Source organism: Streptomyces chartreusis (genome assembly GCF_008704715.1).
Classification (GTDB): Bacteria; Actinomycetota; Actinomycetes; order Streptomycetales; family Streptomycetaceae; genus Streptomyces; species Streptomyces chartreusis.
The window spans coordinates 414,568-433,812 of record NZ_CP023689.1; the positions used below are offsets into that span (position 1 = coordinate 414,568).

At 70.9% G+C, this 19,245-nt stretch carries 19 protein-coding genes; 10 read left to right on the forward strand and 9 right to left on the reverse strand.

The window, feature by feature from the left end:
- Positions 1-71 precede the first annotated feature (71 nt).
- Together CP983_RS01610 and CP983_RS01615 are read right to left on the reverse strand one after the other, a co-directional pair.
- Positions 72-1,574 carry a HEAT repeat domain-containing protein gene (locus CP983_RS01610; protein WP_150498221.1) on the reverse strand — a complete coding sequence of 501 codons (1,503 nt, stop codon included), beginning with the start codon at positions 1,572-1,574 and terminating at the stop codon, positions 72-74.
- An 86-nt stretch (positions 1,575-1,660) separates the two neighbouring features.
- Positions 1,661-2,155, reverse strand: coding sequence for a PaaI family thioesterase (locus CP983_RS01615; RefSeq protein WP_107910600.1), 495 nt, complete (start codon positions 2,153-2,155; stop codon positions 1,661-1,663).
- A gap of 90 nt (positions 2,156-2,245) precedes the next feature.
- Here CP983_RS01615 and CP983_RS01620 point away from each other — a divergent pair, with 90 nt between their 5' ends.
- Positions 2,246-2,710, forward strand: a complete 465-nt coding sequence (locus CP983_RS01620) for a winged helix-turn-helix transcriptional regulator (RefSeq protein ID WP_150498222.1) — start codon at positions 2,246-2,248, stop codon at positions 2,708-2,710.
- Between the two features lie 166 nt (positions 2,711-2,876).
- The gene (locus CP983_RS01625) at positions 2,877-4,007 is read left to right on the forward strand and encodes an FAD-dependent oxidoreductase (protein WP_150498223.1); all 1,131 of its coding nucleotides are present in this window, start codon (positions 2,877-2,879) and stop codon (positions 4,005-4,007) included.
- Positions 4,008-4,020: 13 nt separating this feature from the next.
- Here CP983_RS01625 and CP983_RS01630 read toward each other — a convergent pair whose 3' ends face one another.
- From CP983_RS01630 to CP983_RS01640, 3 genes are all read right to left on the reverse strand, one after another.
- Positions 4,021-4,842 carry a class I SAM-dependent methyltransferase gene (locus CP983_RS01630; protein ID WP_150498224.1) on the reverse strand — a complete coding sequence of 274 codons (822 nt, stop codon included), beginning with the start codon at positions 4,840-4,842 and terminating at the stop codon, positions 4,021-4,023.
- A gap of 237 nt (positions 4,843-5,079) precedes the next feature.
- Positions 5,080-5,604: a MepB family protein gene (locus CP983_RS01635; RefSeq protein WP_150498225.1), complete on the reverse strand. Its 525-nt coding sequence runs from the start codon at positions 5,602-5,604 to the stop codon at positions 5,080-5,082.
- A 77-nt stretch (positions 5,605-5,681) separates the two neighbouring features.
- Positions 5,682-6,158 (reverse strand): SRPBCC family protein, encoded by a 477-nt coding sequence (locus CP983_RS01640; RefSeq protein ID WP_125524168.1) that lies wholly within the window; start codon positions 6,156-6,158, stop codon positions 5,682-5,684.
- A 158-nt stretch (positions 6,159-6,316) separates the two neighbouring features.
- On the opposite strand from CP983_RS01640, the gene CP983_RS01645 reads away from it, so the two are divergent.
- The 3 genes from CP983_RS01645 (at position 6,317) to CP983_RS01655 (ending at position 10,687) form a co-directional block, all read left to right on the forward strand.
- The gene (locus CP983_RS01645) at positions 6,317-7,669 is read left to right on the forward strand and encodes a HEAT repeat domain-containing protein (RefSeq protein WP_150498226.1); all 1,353 of its coding nucleotides are present in this window, start codon (positions 6,317-6,319) and stop codon (positions 7,667-7,669) included.
- A 192-nt stretch (positions 7,670-7,861) separates the two neighbouring features.
- Positions 7,862-8,410, forward strand: a complete 549-nt coding sequence (locus CP983_RS01650) for a DUF1062 domain-containing protein (protein WP_150498227.1) — start codon at positions 7,862-7,864, stop codon at positions 8,408-8,410.
- A gap of 129 nt (positions 8,411-8,539) precedes the next feature.
- Positions 8,540-10,687, forward strand: a complete 2,148-nt coding sequence (locus CP983_RS01655) for an FG-GAP repeat domain-containing protein (RefSeq protein ID WP_150498228.1) — start codon at positions 8,540-8,542, stop codon at positions 10,685-10,687.
- A gap of 72 nt (positions 10,688-10,759) precedes the next feature.
- On the opposite strand, the gene CP983_RS01660 is transcribed toward CP983_RS01655, so the two are convergent.
- Positions 10,760-12,232: a helix-turn-helix domain-containing protein gene (locus tag CP983_RS01660; RefSeq protein WP_150498229.1), complete on the reverse strand. Its 1,473-nt coding sequence runs from the start codon at positions 12,230-12,232 to the stop codon at positions 10,760-10,762.
- Positions 12,229-12,540, reverse strand: a complete 312-nt coding sequence (locus tag CP983_RS01665) for a helix-turn-helix domain-containing protein (RefSeq protein ID WP_125524173.1) — start codon at positions 12,538-12,540, stop codon at positions 12,229-12,231. Before CP983_RS01665 ends, CP983_RS01660 begins: the two co-directional genes overlap by 4 nt.
- A gap of 179 nt (positions 12,541-12,719) precedes the next feature.
- On the opposite strand from CP983_RS01665, the gene CP983_RS01670 reads away from it, so the two are divergent.
- Genes CP983_RS01670 through CP983_RS01680 form a run of 3 tightly spaced genes read left to right on the forward strand, consistent with a single transcriptional unit; the run spans position 12,720 to position 16,569 of the window.
- Positions 12,720-14,564: a glycoside hydrolase family 15 protein gene (locus tag CP983_RS01670; RefSeq protein ID WP_150498230.1), complete on the forward strand. Its 1,845-nt coding sequence runs from the start codon at positions 12,720-12,722 to the stop codon at positions 14,562-14,564.
- The gene (locus CP983_RS01675) at positions 14,561-16,027 is read left to right on the forward strand and encodes a glucose-6-phosphate dehydrogenase (RefSeq protein WP_150498231.1); all 1,467 of its coding nucleotides are present in this window, start codon (positions 14,561-14,563) and stop codon (positions 16,025-16,027) included. Before CP983_RS01670 ends, CP983_RS01675 begins: the two co-directional genes overlap by 4 nt.
- A 41-nt stretch (positions 16,028-16,068) precedes the next feature.
- Entirely contained in the window at positions 16,069-16,569 is a 501-nt protein-coding gene (locus CP983_RS01680; RefSeq protein WP_125524216.1) for a gluconokinase, read from the forward strand.
- A gap of 15 nt (positions 16,570-16,584) precedes the next feature.
- Here the strand turns inward: CP983_RS01680 and CP983_RS01685 are convergent, their stop codons facing one another.
- Positions 16,585-17,043, reverse strand: a complete 459-nt coding sequence (locus CP983_RS01685; protein ID WP_150498232.1) for a universal stress protein — start codon at positions 17,041-17,043, stop codon at positions 16,585-16,587.
- 138 nt (positions 17,044-17,181) lie between these two features.
- Positions 17,182-17,769 carry a TetR/AcrR family transcriptional regulator gene (locus CP983_RS01690; protein ID WP_150498233.1) on the reverse strand — a complete coding sequence of 196 codons (588 nt, stop codon included), beginning with the start codon at positions 17,767-17,769 and terminating at the stop codon, positions 17,182-17,184.
- A gap of 95 nt (positions 17,770-17,864) precedes the next feature.
- Here CP983_RS01690 and CP983_RS01695 point away from each other — a divergent pair, with 95 nt between their 5' ends.
- Both CP983_RS01695 and CP983_RS45040 read left to right on the forward strand, forming a co-directional pair.
- Positions 17,865-18,605: an SDR family oxidoreductase gene (locus CP983_RS01695; RefSeq protein WP_150498234.1), complete on the forward strand. Its 741-nt coding sequence runs from the start codon at positions 17,865-17,867 to the stop codon at positions 18,603-18,605.
- Positions 18,602-18,976 (forward strand): hypothetical protein, encoded by a 375-nt coding sequence (locus tag CP983_RS45040; protein ID WP_167537632.1) that lies wholly within the window; start codon positions 18,602-18,604, stop codon positions 18,974-18,976. The genes CP983_RS01695 and CP983_RS45040 overlap by 4 nt, the downstream gene beginning before the upstream one ends.
- The last annotated feature ends 269 nt before the right edge of the window (positions 18,977-19,245 follow it).

Sequence of the window (19,245 nt, forward strand, 5' to 3'; positions counted from 1 at the left end):
ACCGACACCGCTTCCACAGGGTTTTCACCCGGGCTCCACGGCATGGGTGCAGTCGCCCCCCGCCTTCCCGGTCACGCCGAGAAGCGACCGCACCCGTCCAGCGCTCGCAGCGCCTCCTCGGCCACCGCACGGGTCTCCGCCTGCGAGGCGCCCGCGGCGAGGGCGGTGAGCCGGGCGCGCAACCGCTGCTCGTCCCGCGGCCGGGTGCCCGTGCTCACCACCCAGTGGGCCAGGCCCTCGGCGGCGTGGTGGCGGACCGTCTCGTCCGGGTCGTCGAGGGCGCGGACGAAGCGGGCGAGGTCGTGTTCGGTGTCCCCGTCGGTGGCGTTGTGCGTGTCGAGGAGCGACAGCGCGGCGGCACGGACGTCGGCCGAGGGGGTCCGGTCCACGATCCGCCGGAGCCCTGGCAGTGCCTCCGCCAGACCGATGAGCGCGTTGTGCGTCTGCCAGACCGTGTCCGGGTCGGCGGCGAGGTGGTCCACCAACGCCCGTGCCACGGAATGGCGTTCCCAGAAGCGCAGCCCATCGGCGACCAGCGTGTCCAGGCCCGTTACCGCACCCGCGCGCACAACACCGTCGGGGTCGTCCAGCAGCGGAAGCAGCAGCCACACGGCGTCCCAACGCCCCGCCTGCCCGATGCCCTTCGCGGCGTCCGCACGCGTACGGCCGAGCAGCGCGCCGTCCGTCACGGCCGTACGCAGCACATGGACGGCCACCCGTGTCCCTACGGCTCCGAGCGCGGCCGCCGCCGACGACCCGGCGGCGGCATCGCCGAGCCATCGGATCGCCGGTCCGGTCACCCGCTCGTCGCCCCGTTCGGCGAGCAGCCGTATCAGCAACTCCGCGACACCGGCGTCCTGTTCGGCCTCCAGCGCCTCGGCCAAGGCGTCCCGGCTCCGTTTGTCCTCCATGTCGGCCAGTCGGCGGGCCACCGTGCTCCGCACCTGAGGCGCTTCGTCTCTCAGGCCCGTCACGAGCGAATCGCGGATGCGCTCGGTCCACTGTTCCGGGAGCAGTTCGAGAGCCAGCACGCGAGCGTCCGCCGTGCCCTGCTCCGCCGTACGGACCAGCTCGGCGCCGACGGCCGGGTCCTTGCGGAAGTCGAACACCAGGCTGCGGGCGCGCCCCCACACGGCCCAGTCCGGGTCCCCCAGAAGCGCCAGGAGCGCGCCGACATCACCGGGCACGCCCAGCGCTCGCAGGCCGTCCAGGGCGTTGATCCGCAGGTGGTGATCGGGGTCCCGCAGCAGACGAGAGAAGGCGTCCACGATCGCCGGCCCGTCGAGCCCGAGCAGGATCGCGGAGCGCGAGGCCCGGCGCCGTACCCAAGGATCCTCGTCGCCCATCAGGCCGGGAAGAACCGCGTGGCCTGCCTCGGCCACCCCGAGGCGGCCCAGTCCCGCGGCCACGCCCTCACGCACCTCGGCCGCCCGGTCATCGGCGAATCCGACGAGCACCCAGGCGTGCTCGTCCCGCCCGATCCGGCCCAGCCCTTTCGCCGCGGCGGCGCGCCGCCAGGTGTCGCCGTCCTCCAACTCCCTTAGGAAGAAGGCGATCTGCTGCTGCGATCCCATGAACACCCCGATGAGTCAGACCAGCGAGCGGGCCGGAGGTTGTACCGGGGCGCGGTCGGTGGGCCGAAGGGGTGGGGTTGCCGCTGTCAGCTCGGCGGGACGGGGAAAAGCATGCAGCTGCTGGTGGCGTGGGCCAGCAGACGGTCGTCGGAATCGAGCAGTTCGGCCTGGGCCAGGGCGGTGCGGCGACCGTGGTTGAGTACGGTGCCGACGGCCCGGACCTTGCCGCTGTCGACGGTGATCGGGCGCAGGAACTTCACGTTCAGGTCGAGCGAGGTGTACCCCATGCCGGCCGGGAGCACGGACTGCACGGCACAGCCGGCGGCCGAGTCCAGGAGCGTGGCGTAGACGCCGCCGTGGACGCTGCCGATGGGGTTGTAGTGCTCCTCCCCCGGCGCCAGGGCGAACACGGCGTGACCGAACTCGACCTGGTCCAGGGTGAAACCCAGGGTCGCGGCGATGGGCGGGGCGGGCAGGCGTCCGCTCAGCACCTTGCGCAGGAAGTCGAGGCCGCTCTCCTGGCCGACGTCGGCCGCGGAAATGCTCGGATCCTGCCACTCGTATGTGCGTGACCTCGTCATACGTCTGTTCCTCCCCGTCTGGCTTCGATAATCGAAGTTAGCCGTGCGGGGAGCTGGCTGTCAATGGCGAAGCCAGCCTACGATGGCGTCATGACCTGGTTGGAGACGAGCACCGAGAACTGCACGGTGCAGCGCACCCTCGATCTGATCGGCGAGAAGTGGTCGCTGCTCGTGCTGCGCGACGCCATGAACGGCGTGCGCCGCTTCGACGACTTCCGCCGGCACGTGGGGCTGTCGGAGGCGGTACTGGCGGACCGGCTGCGCAAACTGGTCGCCGCCGGGGTCCTGGAGACCGTGCCGTACCGCGAGGCGGGCCACCGGACCCGGCACGAGTACCGGCTCACCGGCAAGGGCTGGGAACTGTGGCCGGTGATGATCGCCCTGAAGCAGTGGGGGGACCGGCACACGGCTGACGCCGAGGGGCCGCCGCTGGAGGTCCTCCACCGTGACTGCGGTGCACCCGTGGAGGCTGTCGTCGTCTGCACCGGCGATCACGAGCCTCTCACCCCGCGGCAGGCCTGCACACGGCCTGGTTCCGCGGCACACACCTTGTGACCGGACGACCGCGAGGACTGTTCTCGAGGAGCGGGGCGCTGGCCGGCCGTGTCGGTCGTCCGTCAGGGCTGTCGGTCCGATATCGGTGGCTCGTCGGCGGGGCTTGGCACCTTTCAGGGACAGCCGGCCGGAGCACACCGGTCGGCCCGATCCCGAAGGAGCGACCATGCATACTCCCGTCACGGTCATCGGCGCCGGACTCGGCGGCCTCACCCTGGCCCGCGTCCTGCTCGTCCACGGAATCCCGGCCACGGTCTACGAGGCCGATCCCTCCCCGTCGGCGCGTACGCAGGGTGGAATGCTCGACATCCACGACTACAACGGGCAGCTCGCCGTCGAGGCGGCCGGTCTGATGGACGAGTTCCACGCCATCGTCCTGGAGGGCCGCCAGGCGATGCGGGTCCTCGACCGGGACGGGACCGTCCTGTTCGAAGAAGCCGACGACGGCACGGGCGGACGCCCCGAGGTGATGCGCGGCGAGCTGCGGCAGATGCTGATCGACTCGCTGCCGGCCGGCACGGTCCGGTGGGGGCACAAGGTCACCGGCACGCGCGCCCTGGGCGAGGGTCGTCACGAGGTGACGTTCGCCGACGGCACCACTGTCACCGCCGACCTGCTGGTCGGCGCGGACGGTGCGTGGTCACGGGTGCGGCCGCTGCTGTCCGCCGCCACGCCCGAGTACGCCGGGACATCGGTCGTGGAGACCTACCTCTACGACGCCGACACCCGGCATCCCGCCGCTGCGAAGGCGGTGGGTGGCGGTTCGATGATCGCGCCTTCGCCGGGCAGGCAGTTCTTCGCGCACCGGGAGAGCGGCGACACCCTGCACATCTATGTGGCGCTGGCCGAGCCGCTGGACTGGTTCGCCGCGATCGACTTCACCGATCCCGAATCGGCGACCGCACGGATCGCCGCGGAGTTCGCCGACTGGGCGCCGGAGCTCACCGCGCTGATCACCGACACGGACACCGCGCCGGTCCTGCGCCCGCACTACGCCCTGCCGACCGACCACAGGTGGGACCGGGTGCCCGGGGTCACGCTGCTCGGCGACGCCGCCCACCTCGCCATCCCGAACGGCGAAGGCGCCAACCTCGCCATGCTCGACGGCGCCGAACTCGGCAGGGCCATAGCCGCGCGCCCCGACGACATCGAGGCCGCGCTCACCGAGTACGAGCAGGTCATGTTCCCGCGCAGCGCCGAGATCGCCGCGTCCGAGGACGCCGAGATCCACCGGGTCGACTCGGAGGCCAACACGGCCCAGGGCCTGATCGACATGTTCTTCGAGAAGGGTCAGTGAGCAGCTCGAAGAATCAGGACGGGGATTCCTCCTCGGCCTTCCAGCCCCAAGCGGTGAGCATGCCGCCGGACAGGGCGGCGCACTCGTCGGAGTCCAGGTAGCGGACGCCCGCGTCCACGGCCGCGTCGTCGACCAGACCGGTGGCGAGCATCGCCGCCCTGCTCCGCTTCCAAGTGTCCGCCCAGAACCGGCTGATGGGACTCCCCGGCACCAGAGGCGGCACATGGATCTCGGCGGCGGCGGACTCAAGTCCCGTCCCACGCAACAGATGTGGGTACGACGGCACCCGGGAGACGTCGGTACCGATGGTGGCCCGCAACCCCTCCCACATCGCCCGCATCACGGTGGTGTACGGCGTGACGGGTGTCCGATCGCTGGTCAGATCGACGGCGTCGCTGAGCACCAACACCCCACCGGGAGCGACGAGGTCGGCCAGAGCGGCGATCAGGCTTTCAGGCTCGGGCAGGTGCATGAGCACGAAGCGCGCGTGGACGAGCTGGAACCTGCCGTGGACGGAGTCGGGGGCGGTGATGTCGGCCTGCAGCACGTCGAGCCCGGGCCGCTCGGCGAGGAACCGTACGTCACGGTCCACGGCGAGCACGCTCTCCACCCCGGCCTCGTCCAGCAGCCGGCGGGAGACGGTGCCCGTGCCGGCACCCACGTCGAGGCAACGCCAGCCGGGACCTGCCCCGAGTGCCCGCAGCCTCGCCATCGTGATGTCGTCGTAGGCGAGGGCACCGAAGTCGATCCGCTCGCCCTCGCCGGCCTGTTCGGGACGGAAGACGGCCTCGCCGTAGCGACCGCCGCCCGGCGCGTCCCCGCAGGCGGCGCACATCACCGGGCCGTCCTCGTGACGCGGAAGCTGTGGGCGAGCGGGAGACACCGGTTCAGCGGGTGGTCGAGGAGATTCATGGCCGTACCTCTTCACGCGTGGGGCGATGCCGGGCGGCCCGCCTCACCGATCCTCCACAGGCCGCCGCTCCCACGACCGAGGCGCGCCGCGCCTGAGCCGATCGGCGCAGGCGCGGCGCAGTCGAACAGCGAACGTCGGATCGCTGGAGCGTTCACGCACCTAAGGGTGATAGAGAGCCCGGGCACGCGCCGCGTCGACGGGCTCCCCCTCCCCGAGATCGAGAAAGTGCCGCACCTGCCACGCCTGCGAGCTGCCCGCCTGGCGACTGGTCGTGGTCACCCACGGCGGGTACACACGGAACCCTCGTTTGCCGTCGGAGCCATCGCGGGACATGACTCCACGCCGGCCCAACTCCTCGCGCGGAAAGACGAACTGCCCGAAGTGGCCGCTGTCCCGGCTGCTGATGACGACGAGATCGATCCCGTCTTCGACATCGAAGGGCCGGATCGGGCCTTCTTCGGATCGCTGCCACACGGTGACGAACTGGCCGACCTTGGTCGGAGTCGTCTTGGCCACGCGGAACCTGACCGACAGCCCGTCGAGCGTGAACGCGTGCGCCGCGTACTCGGCACTCTCCGGTTCGGGCACCGGCTGCGAGCAGGCGAAGCCACTCGGGTCGTACACCGATGTCTTCGCCGCGAGCAGGTCTCCATGAAGCCCTGACCAGGACTGATTCGCCACCATCCCCACATCGTGCCATCACGCCCGCCACACCCCTGCCGGGGGTCACGGCCGCCTCGCGGCACGTTCGCAGCGCTCCCTCAGAGCACCGAACCCGGGTTCTCGGGCCGGATGCGTCCGCGCCAGCCGTCGCTGTCGGCGCCGCCGCTCTCGACGTAGTCCTTGAAGCGGCGCAGGTCGCCCTTCACCCGCCGGTCGATCAGGCCCAGTGCGTCGGCGCCCTTCTCGGCCATGCCCGTGGGCTCGACGTCCATCGTGAGCTCGACCCGGGTGTGCATGTCGTCAAGGGGCTCGAAGCGGACCGAGCCGCGCTGCCGGGTGTCGCCGTCGACGGACCGCCAGGTGATCCGGTCGTCCGCGAGCTGGTCGACGATCTCCGTGTCGAACTCGCGCCGCACCCCTCCGATGCTGGTGATCCAGTGGTTGTGCCGGTCGTCCAGCTGCGTGACCTCGTCGACGCCCTCCATGAAGTTCGGGAACTCCTCGAACTGGGTCCACTGGTCGTACGCCTTGCGCAGCGAGACGTGTACGTCGATTGCTTCCTTGACCGTGCTCACGGATCCTCCTCGCTCAGTTCCAGGGCGAGACCGACCGCTCTCGACGGACCGGTCCTCCCCGGCGTGCGGGACCCCGGGTACCCGGGAATGCGATCTGAATCAGTCGGGGAGGAGTCTCCACGGCAGAATGGCACTGCAGTTCGGACAGGGGGCGGAACATGGGCGACGGCGGGCTCGACGATCGGCTCGGCTCGGCGGTTCGGGCAGGGGACGCCGAGGCGGTGCGGGATCTGCTGGACGAGGGCGCCGATCCGAACACGCTGGACGCGGACGGGCTGCCGTTGTTGTGCGTGGCGGTGGCGGCGTATGACGAGCCGGTCGCCGCTGTGCTGGTGGAGGGTGGCTCGGATCCTGATCTGCCGCTGCCGGACGGGACCACCCCGCTGTGGCGAGCCGTCGACGGTGGTTCCGCGGCCGTCTTCTCGGCGGTGCTGGGCAGGGAACCGCGGCTGCGGATTCCGGAGCCAGACCGTGACCGGCTGCTCGCCTTCGCGCGGAGCCGGTACGAGACGGGCGCGGCCGAGGAGCTGCGGCGCAGGACGGGCGCGACAGGTCCGGCCACGACGGTCCGGGTTCAGGACGACGAGTACGACTGGGTCGAGCAGGTTTCGCTCAGCGGCCTAGTCGTACGGGCCGGGCACGGCGCCATCCTGACATCGCTGGAGTGGGCCTTCCGCGTGCTGACCCCGGTCGACGAACTGATCACCCGCGCCGTCGCGCAGCCGGACAGCGAGCATGTGGACTGGTCCACGGTCCGCTGGATCCTCGCCCAGCGGCGCAGCTTCGAGACATGGTCCGACGTGGTGGCCCACCGGCACCGGGCGGACCCGAAGAGTCGCCGGTTCGTGCTGGATTACCTGCGGACACGGGAGTTCATCGAGACCGACCCGCACCACGTCAAGAAGGACAGTGACCTCCTGGCCGGCTGGGCAGTCGAGGAGACCGACGCCGAGATGCTCGCGATGGTCCTCGACATCTACACCGGGCACGACCATCCGGACCAGGAGGCCATCGGCCTTCGCCATGCCGGCCATCCCGACCCGCGTGTACGCCGTGAGGTGCCGTACGCCCTCTGCCCGGAGGGCACTTCCCGCACGCCCGAGGCCCGGGCCGCGCTGCTCGCCCTCATGCGGGACGATCCGGACGGGCTGGTGCGTCTCAGGGCGTGCACGGCGAGCATGCGGGACGACGCGCTCTTCCCGGAGGTCATCCGGGCCCTGCTGCTACTGGCCGAGGACGCGGATCCCGACCTGCGAGGTTCGGCGGCCGTGCAGTTGGCCGCGTCCTCGGACCGTACGCCCGCCGTCGCCGACGCCTTGGTCGCGTTGCTCGGCGAGGACAGTCAACTCGTACGCCTGGAAGCCGCGTACGGTCTCGCCCTCCGGGACGACCCTCGTACCGCCGATGCGATCGAGCGGGTGGGGCCGCTCGGCCCCGGTTTCGAGCACGACCATCGAGCGAGCGGGCTGTGGTGGTGGGAACGGCGGCAGGCGAACCCGGACGGCGAGTGACTGCTCGGCAGCCGTAATTCGGTGGAACGGCGCCACCGGTCGCCATTACCGTGCTGCCGACCCGAGTAGTCCAGGCGAGGACGTGCCGTTGTACACCGTGTGAGACCTCCCGAGAGCTGATCTGTCGCGCGTCGCGCATCTGCGCCGCGCTGATTCTTGCTGCGGACTTCTCACTGAAACCGGTGTACTTCTGTGCTCAACATCTGGGTGGTCATGCCCACCTGCCTTCCGCTCGTCGTCCGGCGCTGCCACGCGTGCGCGTCCGAGCGTTTCCTGGCGAACGGCAAATTCCGCGTCAACGCCAACCACAAGCTCCTGGACGCCTGGCTCCTCGTGCTCTGCACCTCGTGCGGGGACACCGCGAAGCTCACGGTCCTGGAGCGCGTGAAGGTGCGCTCCATACCCTCCGAACTGCTGGACCGGATGCACGACAACGACCCCGGCCTGGCAGCCGAGCTGCTCCAGGATCCGGCCGTGCAGCGTCGCAATCGCATCGCCCTCGACTGGGACGGCGCCTGGCGTCTCGACACCAACGGTTCGGATCACCTGGACCGTGAGGTCATCGACGTCTCGGTCCGCTTCGCGGCGCGGATTCCTGTCCGGCCGGTGCGGCTCATCGCTGAAGGCTGCGGTCTTTCCCGGGCCGAGGTCGAGCGACTGGTCTCGGAAGGGAAGCTCGTTTCGGCGGTCCGGCTGAACGGCAAACTCGCCGGCGACTTCACCTTCACGCTCAAACGCTGAGCCCTTCGAGGACGCACAGGGAAACCCCCCGAGCGGGACGATCTTGGCTGATATACGCTGCGCCTGGTTTGATCGAACAGTTCGGCGAATTCGCCTCGGCGGATTCGCCCTGCCCGGGGGGGCATTCCCATGACTTCGCAGTCCCGCGCGGTGCTCGGCATCGCGCTCACTCCCGTTCTGGCCCTGGCGTCCGCAGCTCCGGTCGCCGCCGGCACCACCACCGCGGCAGCCGCCAGCACTGCGGCGCCCACGGTCGACAAGCGTGCGCCGGGCCTTTGGGGCACCCGCACCCTGCACGCCCCGAACCCCAACCCCGTCTCCGCCTCGGGCGGCCTGAACGCCCTGGTGTCGGCCGGGAACGGCACGCTCGTCTCCATGACCGGCGACGGACTCTCCCGTTCCACCCGGATCCGGCCCGCCGGCAGCACCGGCTGGCTCGCCCCGCAGACCTGGGCGGACGCCGGCGGGTACAACACCGAGTTGGTGGCGCTCGGCGACGGCTCGGTGCGCCTGGCCTGGCGTGCCAAGCGTGCCGACGACCACAACGACTACTGGCTGAAGGTGGCCACCCTCAAGCCCGGCGCGAGCGCCTTCTCCGCGCCCGAGTACGTCGCCGCGGTCCCCGAGAAGGGCTACCACCACCTGGCGGCGGCACCCGACGGCCGAGTGGTGGCCGTGTGGGCGGTCTCCGGTGTCGTGAAGGCCGCCGAGAAGGCCGGCCCGCAGGCCGCGTGGACCGCCCCGTCCGACCTCAACACGCAGCCCCCGTCCGGCAGTCGGAACATCTCCAGCATGGACCTGGCGGTCGCCAAGGACGGCACCTCGTTGCTGGTGTGGCAGTGGCAGTCGAGCAAGGCCGTCGTCGCCCTGGAGAAGGCCCCGGCCGCGACGGCCTGGGCCGCGGTCCCGGGCTTCCCCGTCCCGGGTGCGGACCTGGCACGCCCGAAGGCGTTCGCCAATCCGCAGGGCGGCTTCGACGTGTTCTACGACGACCTCGCGCACCTCATGCACACCCGCCGGGCGGCGGGCGCCACGCAGTGGAGCACCCCGCGTTCCGCCGCCGGCTACGGCAGCACGTCCGGGATGACGACGCCCGTGTACCTCCCCAACGGCGATCTCTTCGTCGCCGGCGAGCCCGGCTACTCGACCGGCTCCTGGTACGCCCTGCGCTCGGCGTCCACCGGGGCCTGGCAGCCGTACACCCAGCCCTTCTCCACGCACAAGAAGGTGCGCGCGGTCCGCGCGGCCGCCACCTCGGGCGGCACGGTCACGGTGACGTGGCGGGAGGGCTACTCGTACGAGGAGTACACGATGGCCGCCGTGTTCAAGGGCGGCACCTGGTCCGCCCCGCGGCGGCTGAGCTCGACGAGCGCCCAGTTCGCGGGGGCGCCGCAGGTGGCCGCCGACGCGCTGGGCCGCCCGGTCGTGCTGTGGGACGAGTACAAGCGGTCCGAGACCGACAGCACCGTCCTGACCGGCGTCTACCAGGCCACCACCGGCAGCCGCGCGCTGCCCAAGTGGCGTGACCACACGGACGACGGCAAGGCCGACGTGTTCGGCAAGGGCAGCAGCGGACTGAAGGTGTACGCGGGTGACGCGACGAAGCTGTCCGCCGGGCAGCGCGCGACCAGCTGGCCGACGGGCACGCTGGTGCTGCCGTTCGGCGACCTCGACGGCGACGGCTGCAATGACGTGTTCGTCCGCCAGACGAGGGGCGAGGCGGACGTCTACCCGACGATGTGCGGCGGACTGCCCGACATCCAGTCGCTCCACGTCAAGGTCTCGTCGGACTGGAGCGCGTACGACGCGGTCCTCTCGCCCGGCGACCTGACGGGCGACGGCCGCGCCGACCTGCTGACCCGGTCCGCGGCGTCCGGGAAGCTGTACCTGTACGCCAACAACGGCTCGGGCGGCTTCAAGGCCCGCACGCTCGCCGGGTCCGGCTACGGCGGCTACAAGAAGCTGATCTCCGCCGGAGACCTCGACGGCGACGGCAAGAACGACGTGCTGGGCATCGACGCGTCGAACGAGCTCTGGCGGTTCAGAGGCACCGGCGCCGGCACCTTCAAGCCACGGTCCCTGGTCTTCAAGGACTGGGGCACGTCCTACAAGGACGTGGTCGGCGGCCTCGACCTGTCCGGGGACGGCCGGGCCGACCTGATCTCACTCGACAAGGACGGCCGCGCCTGGCTGAACCGGGGCAACGGCCAGGGCGGCTTCGCCAACCGCACCCAGGTCGGCAAGGCCACCAACTGGTCGAGCATCCGCATCTCCTGACGGCTCGAAGACCACAGGAGTGGACCGGGCACGGCGGGCGCCGCAGCCAACATGCGGCGCCCGCCCCCGTGTTCACCCGGTGCCGACGGTGTAGACGTCCTTGACCTTCACCTCGGTGACACCGCGCCCCTCCGCGAACACCGCGCGCCAGTCGCCGATGACGTGGAGTTCGTCGGTGCCCATCGCGCGGACGACCATGAGGCCCTCGTCGTAGGCCCGGTGCGCCTTCCACCACAGGTTCGCGAAGGCCTGGGATCGGATGAGGTGCATCCAGTCGGGGCGGTACAGCTCCCGGTTGTAGTTCGACTCCCCCATCGTGGAGACGAACTTCGAGTACATCGCCTTGACGTACTCCAGCGTCACGTCGTCGTTGTCGGCGATCGCACGGTCCCGGGCGTCCTTGAGGGCGATCCGGAACTTCTCCAGCAGGCCCTCGGTCGCCCCCGAGGTCCATGACTCGTGGATCTCCGGCGGGTCGCACAGGCCGTACTTCGGGCCCGAAATACGCAGCAACAGACGCAGCGTCGACTCCGTCACCCACAGCGGGCCCGGCTCGTCGCGGCTGCCGATCGGGTTGGGCAGGTAGGCGTCGTGCTCCCAGTCGGGCGGCGTGATCAGGTGGATGCCCGCGCGACGCCGGTCGTGGTGGTTGCCGGTGGAGTGCTCCAGCTGGCCCAGCGGCAGGTGCGTCTTCAGCGCGCTCAGATACGCCCCGTTGACGTCGAGCGCGGTGATCTCGTGCTTCCCGGCGGGCAGTTCGGACCGGGACCACTTGGGGCGTGCTTCCCAGATCTGGTCTGCGCCGCGGGAGGACTGCTTGCGCAGTACGTCCGGCATCCACGGGTGAGCGACCACGTCGTACCGGCCGCCCATACGGCTGTGGTCGAGCAGTGCCATCGCGTCCGGGATCGCACGCTTGACCAGGGCCTCCGTGGCCGATTCCACGTCGCCGGAGTGCTCGGCGAGCGCGGACGCGACGGCGGTGCCGATCAGATCCGGGGTGTCGGCGGTCTGCAGACGGCGGCCGACGGGGACGACGCGGACGCCTTGCTCCGACTGTGGCTGCGGCTCCGGCTGCGCGGCCTCGGCAGAGCCGCACTCCGCAGGGTCCAAGTGCTGAGGGAACCCCGCGACCTGGTGACGGGCCGGCTCCCCACACAGCACGCACGGCTGGGGCGCGGCCAGCACGTCTACGTCGTCGTCCCCGCTGTCTTCCGCCTGCCCGGCGTCGGCGGGAGCATCGCCCTGGGAGTCGCTCTCGGAGGAGGCCGAGTCCTCGGCCGACGTCTCCTCTGCGGCCTCCGCGGCCAGCTTGCCCCTGGCCCCCTCCAGAAAGTACGCGTACTTCTGCCGCACTTCCCCGCTCGGATCCCGCCCGGACTCCCAGCCCCCGACCGTGGAAGGACTGACCCCCAGTGCCTGCGCGAGCTGGGCACGCGAGAGGTTCAGTTCTTCGCGCAAGGTGCGCCGTTCCTCGGCGGACGGCAGCGGGACTTCCTTCTTGGCGCCGGCGAGCAGCGCGTCGATCGCGCCGAAGTCGGTCATCGCACTCCCCCGTCGACGGTTGCGGGCGGTGCGGTGTTGGCCGGGCGGGCGGAGACGCGGCGACGGTCGGCGGGCAGCGCCTCGGTGGCCCTCGTCGGGCCCGCCAGGAGTTCGAGGACGTCGATGCCGTAGTGCGAGGCGACCGCGTCGCAGTCGACCAGGCTCCAGGCCGCCGTACCGGACTGACGTCGGCTCACCTGGGCCTGGCTCACCCCCAGGGCCGAGGCGAGTTCGGTCTGCGACTCACCGGACGCGTGCAGGAGTGCGGCCACCGCGGACCGTACACGCTCCTCCAGACTCATACTCATTGCGCGGAACCTAGCACAGAGATCACATTGTCCATACGTTTTTCGCATGCTCGCGCGCGAGTCGGAGGAAGACGTGACTCGCCTCGCCCCGCCGTCCGAGAGCCACCCCCGGTCACCGATCGCGATCAAGATTCACCTCTGAGATGGTGAAACCGGAATGTTCCTGGAGGCGAGGCGTCATGGACGATCTCGGTCCGCCGTTCAGGCCGCTCCGCCGACGGGACGGGTACCTGCCGCTGGAGGACCTCGGCCTCATCGGGGACGGTGCGACGGCCGCACTCGTCGGCCTGGACGGTTCCATCCCTTGGCTCTGTCTTCCGCGGTTCGACTCCGAGCCGGTGTTCTGCGGCTTGCTGGACCACGCGCGCGGCGGGCACTTCACCGTCGCGCCGCAGGACGTGACCGAGGCCCGGCAGCGTTACGAGCCGGACACCGGCGTCCTGGTCACCGAGCTGCGCTGTGCCACCGGGCTGGTGCGCGTGACCGACGCGATGGCCGTACGTTCCGGCACCGATCTCACCGACGACGCCCCGGCCGGGCGAGGCGAACTCGTACGGTCGGCCGTCGTCCTTGACGGCCACGTCAGACTGCGTGTGGACCTGGAGCCGCGCGGCGGCGGACAGACACGTGCCCTGTTCAGCGGACTGGAGCTGCGCCCTTCGCGGCGCCCGGACCTGCGCCTGCACCTCCGCGCCAACCGCCCAGTCGCCGGCACGCACAGCGTCCACGACCTGGCACAGGGAGAGCGGCTCGACGTCGTACTGTCCTGGGGCCGCTTCCACCGCCACCACCGGTTCGACGCGGACGCGATGCTGCGGGACACGGTCGACGCCTGGCGACGCTGGATGAAGCACTTCGACTACGCCGGTCCCGAGGAGGAGTTGGTCCGGCGCTCCGCGATCACCTTGAAGCTGTGCGACGACTGGGCCAACGGCGCACTGGTCGCCGCGCCCACCTCGTCCCTGCCGGCGCCGATCGGCGGCATCCGCAACTGGGACTACCGCTACGCCTGGATCCGTGACGCGGCCTTCGCCGTGTTCGCCCTGCGCCGCATCGGCTTCGGCAGCGAGGCGGACGCCTTCCTGGGATGGGTCCTGGACGCCTACGAGCAGGGCCGGGGCCCCCGGATCATGTACACCCTCGACGGCCTCCCGGTGACCGCCGAGGTGGAGGACCACGAGCTGGAGGGGTACCGCCGTTCCGCCCCGGTGCGCTGGGGCAACGGTGCGACCGACCAGCGTCAGCACGACGTGTACGGCGAGATCCTGGACTGCGCCGACCAGTGGCTGCGCACCGGCCGGGAGGTCCAGCCGGCGCTGTGGGACGGGCTGGCTCGGCTGGCCGACGCCGCGGAGCAGGCGTGGCGGCACCCCGACCAGGGGATCTGGGAGGTCCGCAGCGAGGGCCGGGCCTTCACGTACTCGGCCGCGATGTGCCAGGTGGCCCTGGACCGGGCGGCGACCATCGGCGAGCAGCTGGGCCTACCCGGACGGGTCGCGCACTGGCGGACGTCGGCCGACCGGCTGCGCCGGCACATTCTGGAGGAGTCCTGGGACGAGGACGCACAGACCCTGAGCGCCCATCTCGACGGCGGCGGCGCCCTGGACGCCAGCCTCCTGGCGCTCCCGCTGCGTGAGGTCGTTCCTGCGGACCACCCTCGGATGGCGGCGACCTGCGCGGCCGTCGCGGAGCGCCTCTCGGCCGGCGACGGCCTGCTCTACCGCTATCTGCACGAGGAGTCACCCGACGGACTGGCGGGCGACGAGGGCGCCTTCGTGCTGTGCAGCTTCTGGCTGGTCGACAACCTCACCGCCCAGGGGCGGGTAGACGAGGCCGAAGAGCTGTATGCCTCGCTGTGCGCACGGGCCAGTCCGCTCGGCCTGATGTCGGAGCAGATCCACCCGTCCACAGGAGAGTTCATGGGCAACTTTCCCCAGGCGTTCAGTCACATCGGGATCATCGCCAGCGGCGTCAACCTCGCACGAGCGCAAGCGGGGGCACGTCCGGGGGTGGTGGCATCGTGATCAATCATCTCGCCGTCCTCGGCGGGACGGGAGACCTCAGCGCGCGCTTCCTGCTGCCGGCCCTGGCGGCGCTGCGAGCGGCGGGGCATCTCGGCGACGGCTTCCGGCTGACGGCTGCCAGCCGCCAGGACTGGGACAGCGCACGGTTCCGGCAGTGGGCGGCCGGTCAGCTCGACCGCCACGCCGACACCTGTCCGGCGGACGCCCGTCAGTCGATCGTGGATGCCGCCCGCTATCAACGGGCGGACGTCACGGACCCGTCCGACGTCGCGGCGCTCATCGCCCCCGATGAACCCCTCGCCGTCTATCTCGCCCTTCCACCGGCGCTCTTCCCCGCCGTGGTCACCGCCCTGCACCGGGCGAAACTGCCGCCGGGCAGCCGGATCGTGCTGGAGAAGCCCTTCGGTGAGGAGCTGGCCGACGCGGTGGCGCTGAACCGGCTGCTCGCCGACACCCTGCCGGAGGAGTCGGTGTTCCGCGTCGACCACTTCCTGGCGATGACGACCGTCCAGAACGTCCTCGGCAGCAGGCTCGCCAACCGCGTCCTCGAACCCATCTGGAACAGCACCCACATCGCCGAGGTGGAGATCGTCTGGGACGAGACCCTCGCCCTGGAGGGCAGGGCCGGCTACTACGACGGTGTCGGCGCCCTCAAGGACATGCTCCAGAACCACCTGCTGCAACTGCTCTGCCTGGTGGCCATGGAACCGCCGATCACCCTCGGCGAACGCGACCTGCGCGACCGCAAGGTCGATGTGCTGCGGTCGGTCCGCCCGCTGTCCGACGCCGACGTCGTACGCCGTACCCGCCGCGCCCGCTATCTCGCGGGCCGGATCGGCGACCGGGACGTGCCCGCGTACGCCGACGAGGAGGGCGTCGCCCCCGAGCGGCGTACGGAGACCTTCGCCGAGGTCGAGCTGCAACTCGACAGCTGGCGCTGGTCGGGCACGAACTTCCGCCTCCGCACCGGGAAGGCCCTCGCGGCGGACCGCAAGGAAGTCGCCGTGCACTTCCGCGCCGTACCGCACCTGCCCTTCGGCCACGGCGGGGAAGCCCTGCCCAACTCGCTGATCTTCGGCCTGGAACCGGAGGGCCTGACCCTGGACATCACGGGCATCGGATCGAAGACCCACACCTTCGTCCCGCTCGAACTGACGGCACAGATGGATCCGCCCGAACTCCCCGCCTACGGCAGGCTCCTGCTCGACGTCCTGAACGGCGACCCGGCCCTGTCCATCCGCGGTGACGAGGCCGAGGAGGCGTGGCGGGTCTTCGAGCCCGTGCTGTCCGCGTGGTCGAGGGGCGTCGTGCCGCTCGGCGAGTACGCGGCGGGTTCGGACGGGCCGGTGAGCGAGGGGTCGGGAGGGCTGTGGCACGAGGGCGCGGGAACGGACGGGCCGGGCGGTCGTCCGCGGGCCGCTCGGGGACGGGCGCCCACCGCGCGTCCCCGTGGAGCGCCGTGATCTCGCCGCGCGCCCAGCCACGCGGCCCGTGCATCGTGGTGATGGGGGTCTCCGGCACCGGCAAGTCCACGGTGGCGCACTCGCTGGCGCAGCGCCTCGCGATCCCCTTCGCGGAGGCGGACGAGTTCCACTCCCCCGGCAACATCGCCAAGATGTCCGCGGGCATCCCGCTCGACGACTCGGACCGCCGGCCCTGGCTGCAGGCCATCGGCCGGTGGCTCCACGAGCACGCCGTGGGCGGGAGCGGCGGTGTGGTGACGTGCTCGGCGTTGAAGCGGCGCTACCGCGACACGCTCCGGGAGGCCGCACCCAGTGTCTTCTTCCTCCATCTGACGGCGAGTGAGGAAGTGCTGGAGCGACGGATCGGCCATCGCACGGGGCACTTCATGCCGGAGTCCCTCCTCGCGTCGCAGCTGGCGACCCTGGAGCCCCTCGCGCCGGACGAGCGGGGAGCCGTACTGGACACCGGCCCGCCTCCCGACACGGTCGCCGCACGTGCCGTAGCCCTGCTGCCGCGCCCGAACGAGCGGGCTGAGGAGTAGCGACCGCCCCCGGCGCTACTCCGTGCCCTCGCGGAAGACGACGACCGGGCACGCGGCGTGCTGAACGCAGTGCTGGGCGACCGACCCCAGCAGCAGTCCGGCGAATCCGCCGAGTCCGCGGCTGCCGACCACGAGCAAGGACGCCTCGCGGGCAGCATTGAGAAGCACGCTCGCGGGGGTGCCGTGGCGCACGACGGTCCGTACCTCCACCGGCGGCCGGGAGCCCATCGCCTCCTCCACGGCGTCTTCGAGTTCCTGGCGTGCCCGGGCCTCCAGGGCCCCTTCGTCGCTGCTGGACGGCGGCAGCCAGGCGAGCGATCCGTGGAACTGGGGGATGTCCCAGGCCGTCACGGCCTCCACCGCGGCACCGGTCAACTCCGCCTGCCGCACCGCCCAACGCAGGGCCTGCTTGGACGAGTCCGAACCGTCCACTCCTACGACGATGCGGCCCGCGTCTTCCCGCTGGTCACCCACGCCTCCTCCTCACCGCCCATCCCGGCGACGCACTGCCGTCCCGGCCCCACCGCACACGCGCTCGGACTCCAGCCTCGTACCGATGGCCCCGCGCTCGCAGCCCGAGAGGTCCGGACGGGCGTGCTGACCTCTCGGGCGTCAGGCGGACCTTCGCGGTGCCGGAGCTGACCCCTCTTGCAGGCGAAGGCCGTCGAGGATGACGTTCATCAGGGGCCGGGCCGTCGACTCCCACTCGTCCCGGTCCAGTCGGCTGAGGCAGGCGACGAGTACGAGGACGCCGTGGGCGTCGACGTCCGTGCGGAGGGAACCGGCCGCCTGTCCGGCGTCGAGCAGCTCGCCGAGGGCGCCTTCGATGGGGCTGTGGCTGTGGGCGACGAGGTCCTGCCAGGCCGCCGGCTCGAGCGCCGTCAGGACGCCGCGCTTGATCTCGGCGTAGTCGACCACCCGGTCGAGCCAGAGACGCAGGGCCTCCACGGGCTCGTGCTCGTGTTCCTCCAGCAGGGCGGAGGCGGCGGTCACGAGCTCTTCGACGTCACGCCGGTAGACCTCGGCGAGGAGGGCTTCGCGGTTGGGGAAGTTGCGGTAGAGCGTGCCCTGCCCCACTCCGGCCCGCTTGGCGATCTCGTTGAGGTGGACGCGGTCGGACTCGGCGAGGGCTGCCCGGGCGGCCTCCACGATGCGGTTCCGGTTCTCCACCGCGTCCTGACGGCGTGCTGGCGCGCTCATAGGCCTCTCCAGATGTTCTGCCTCCGGCAAGTGGACACGTGTCCGGTAACCTGGAAGGAGCACCGGACACGTGTCCACTTTACTTGGAGGCAGCAGTGCTCTCTCTCAACGGCAAGATCGTCGCCATCACCGGCGCGAGCGGGGGGATCGGTGAGGCCACGGCCCGTCTGCTCGCCCAGCGAGGAGCCTCGGTCGTCCTCGCGGCACGCCGGGGCGAGCGCATCGATGCCATAGCGCAGGACATCCGGGAGGAAGGAGGCCGTGCGGCCACGTGCGTCGTCGACGTCACCGAGGCCGAGGACCTACGGCGCCTGGTCTCCACCACCGTCGAGCGCTACGGCCGCATCGACGTCCTGGTGAACAACGCCGGCATCGCCCCCATCAGCCCTCTCGCAGACCTCGACACCGAAGGCTGGTCGGCAATGATCGACGTCAACCTGCGCGGCATGCTCAACGGCGTCGCCGCCACGCTGCCCGTCTTCCGCGAGCAGGGCAAGGGCCACCTGGTCAGCATCGTCTCCGTGGCCGGGCTGTCCGTGTCCCCTTCCATGGCCGTGTACGCCGCGACCAAGAACGCGGTGCGCACGGTCCACGAGGGTCTGCGCACGGAGTCCACCGACGGGGTGGTGCGTACGACGGCCATCTCGCCGGGGTACATCCGCACGGACCTCGCCGACTCGATGGCAGACCCCGCCCTCCGGCACCGGACCCGCGAGAACATGGACGCGATGGGCATCGCGCCCGAGGCTGTCGCCCGCGCCGTGGCCTTCGCCGTCGAACAGCCCGACGACGTCGAAATCGGCGAGATCAATGTCCGCCCTACAGTCCAGGCGTGACGCGCACTGTCGAGCGCCAAGGGGCTCGATCGCCGATGGCGCCGTGGCTACAGCTCACACCATTCGCTCAGTTCAGCGGGCGCCCCCGTCTGGATGAAGGTGTGCACGAGGGCCCATGCGCGATCGACGTTCAGCGCGAAGCCGCCGCTGAACGCAGCCAGGTCATCCATGACCGGGACCTCGACCACGGCATCCGCCACGACTGTGTCGCCTCCGACAAGCAGGAACGACCTCTCAGCGTCATCGAACAGATGGAGGACTGCTTGATCACCCCGAAAGCTGAGCGTCAGCAGGGGAGACTCACTGCCCGGGAGCCGGAGTTCAAGGTGCCCCTGGCCACGGGAGCGCAGTCGCTTGAAATGATCCGCTAGTTCCCCGGCACTAGAACATCTCTCGACTGCAGAGAACCGTCCCGATTCCAGTGCAGTCGCTGCCCACGTCACGCTCATCCCTACGCCCCCCACGTGCATCTCGCTCCCTGGATTTCCCATCCCTGCCGACGCGGCCACGTCCCGGTGAGTCTCCCAAAGCCATCCCGGCACCAGCCGATCGGCCATCCCCCTGGACGCGAGCCGCTCAGCAAGGCCGGACCGCCCGAGTGATGAGTTTTCGCGATCCCGCCCGTCACACCTACGACGGG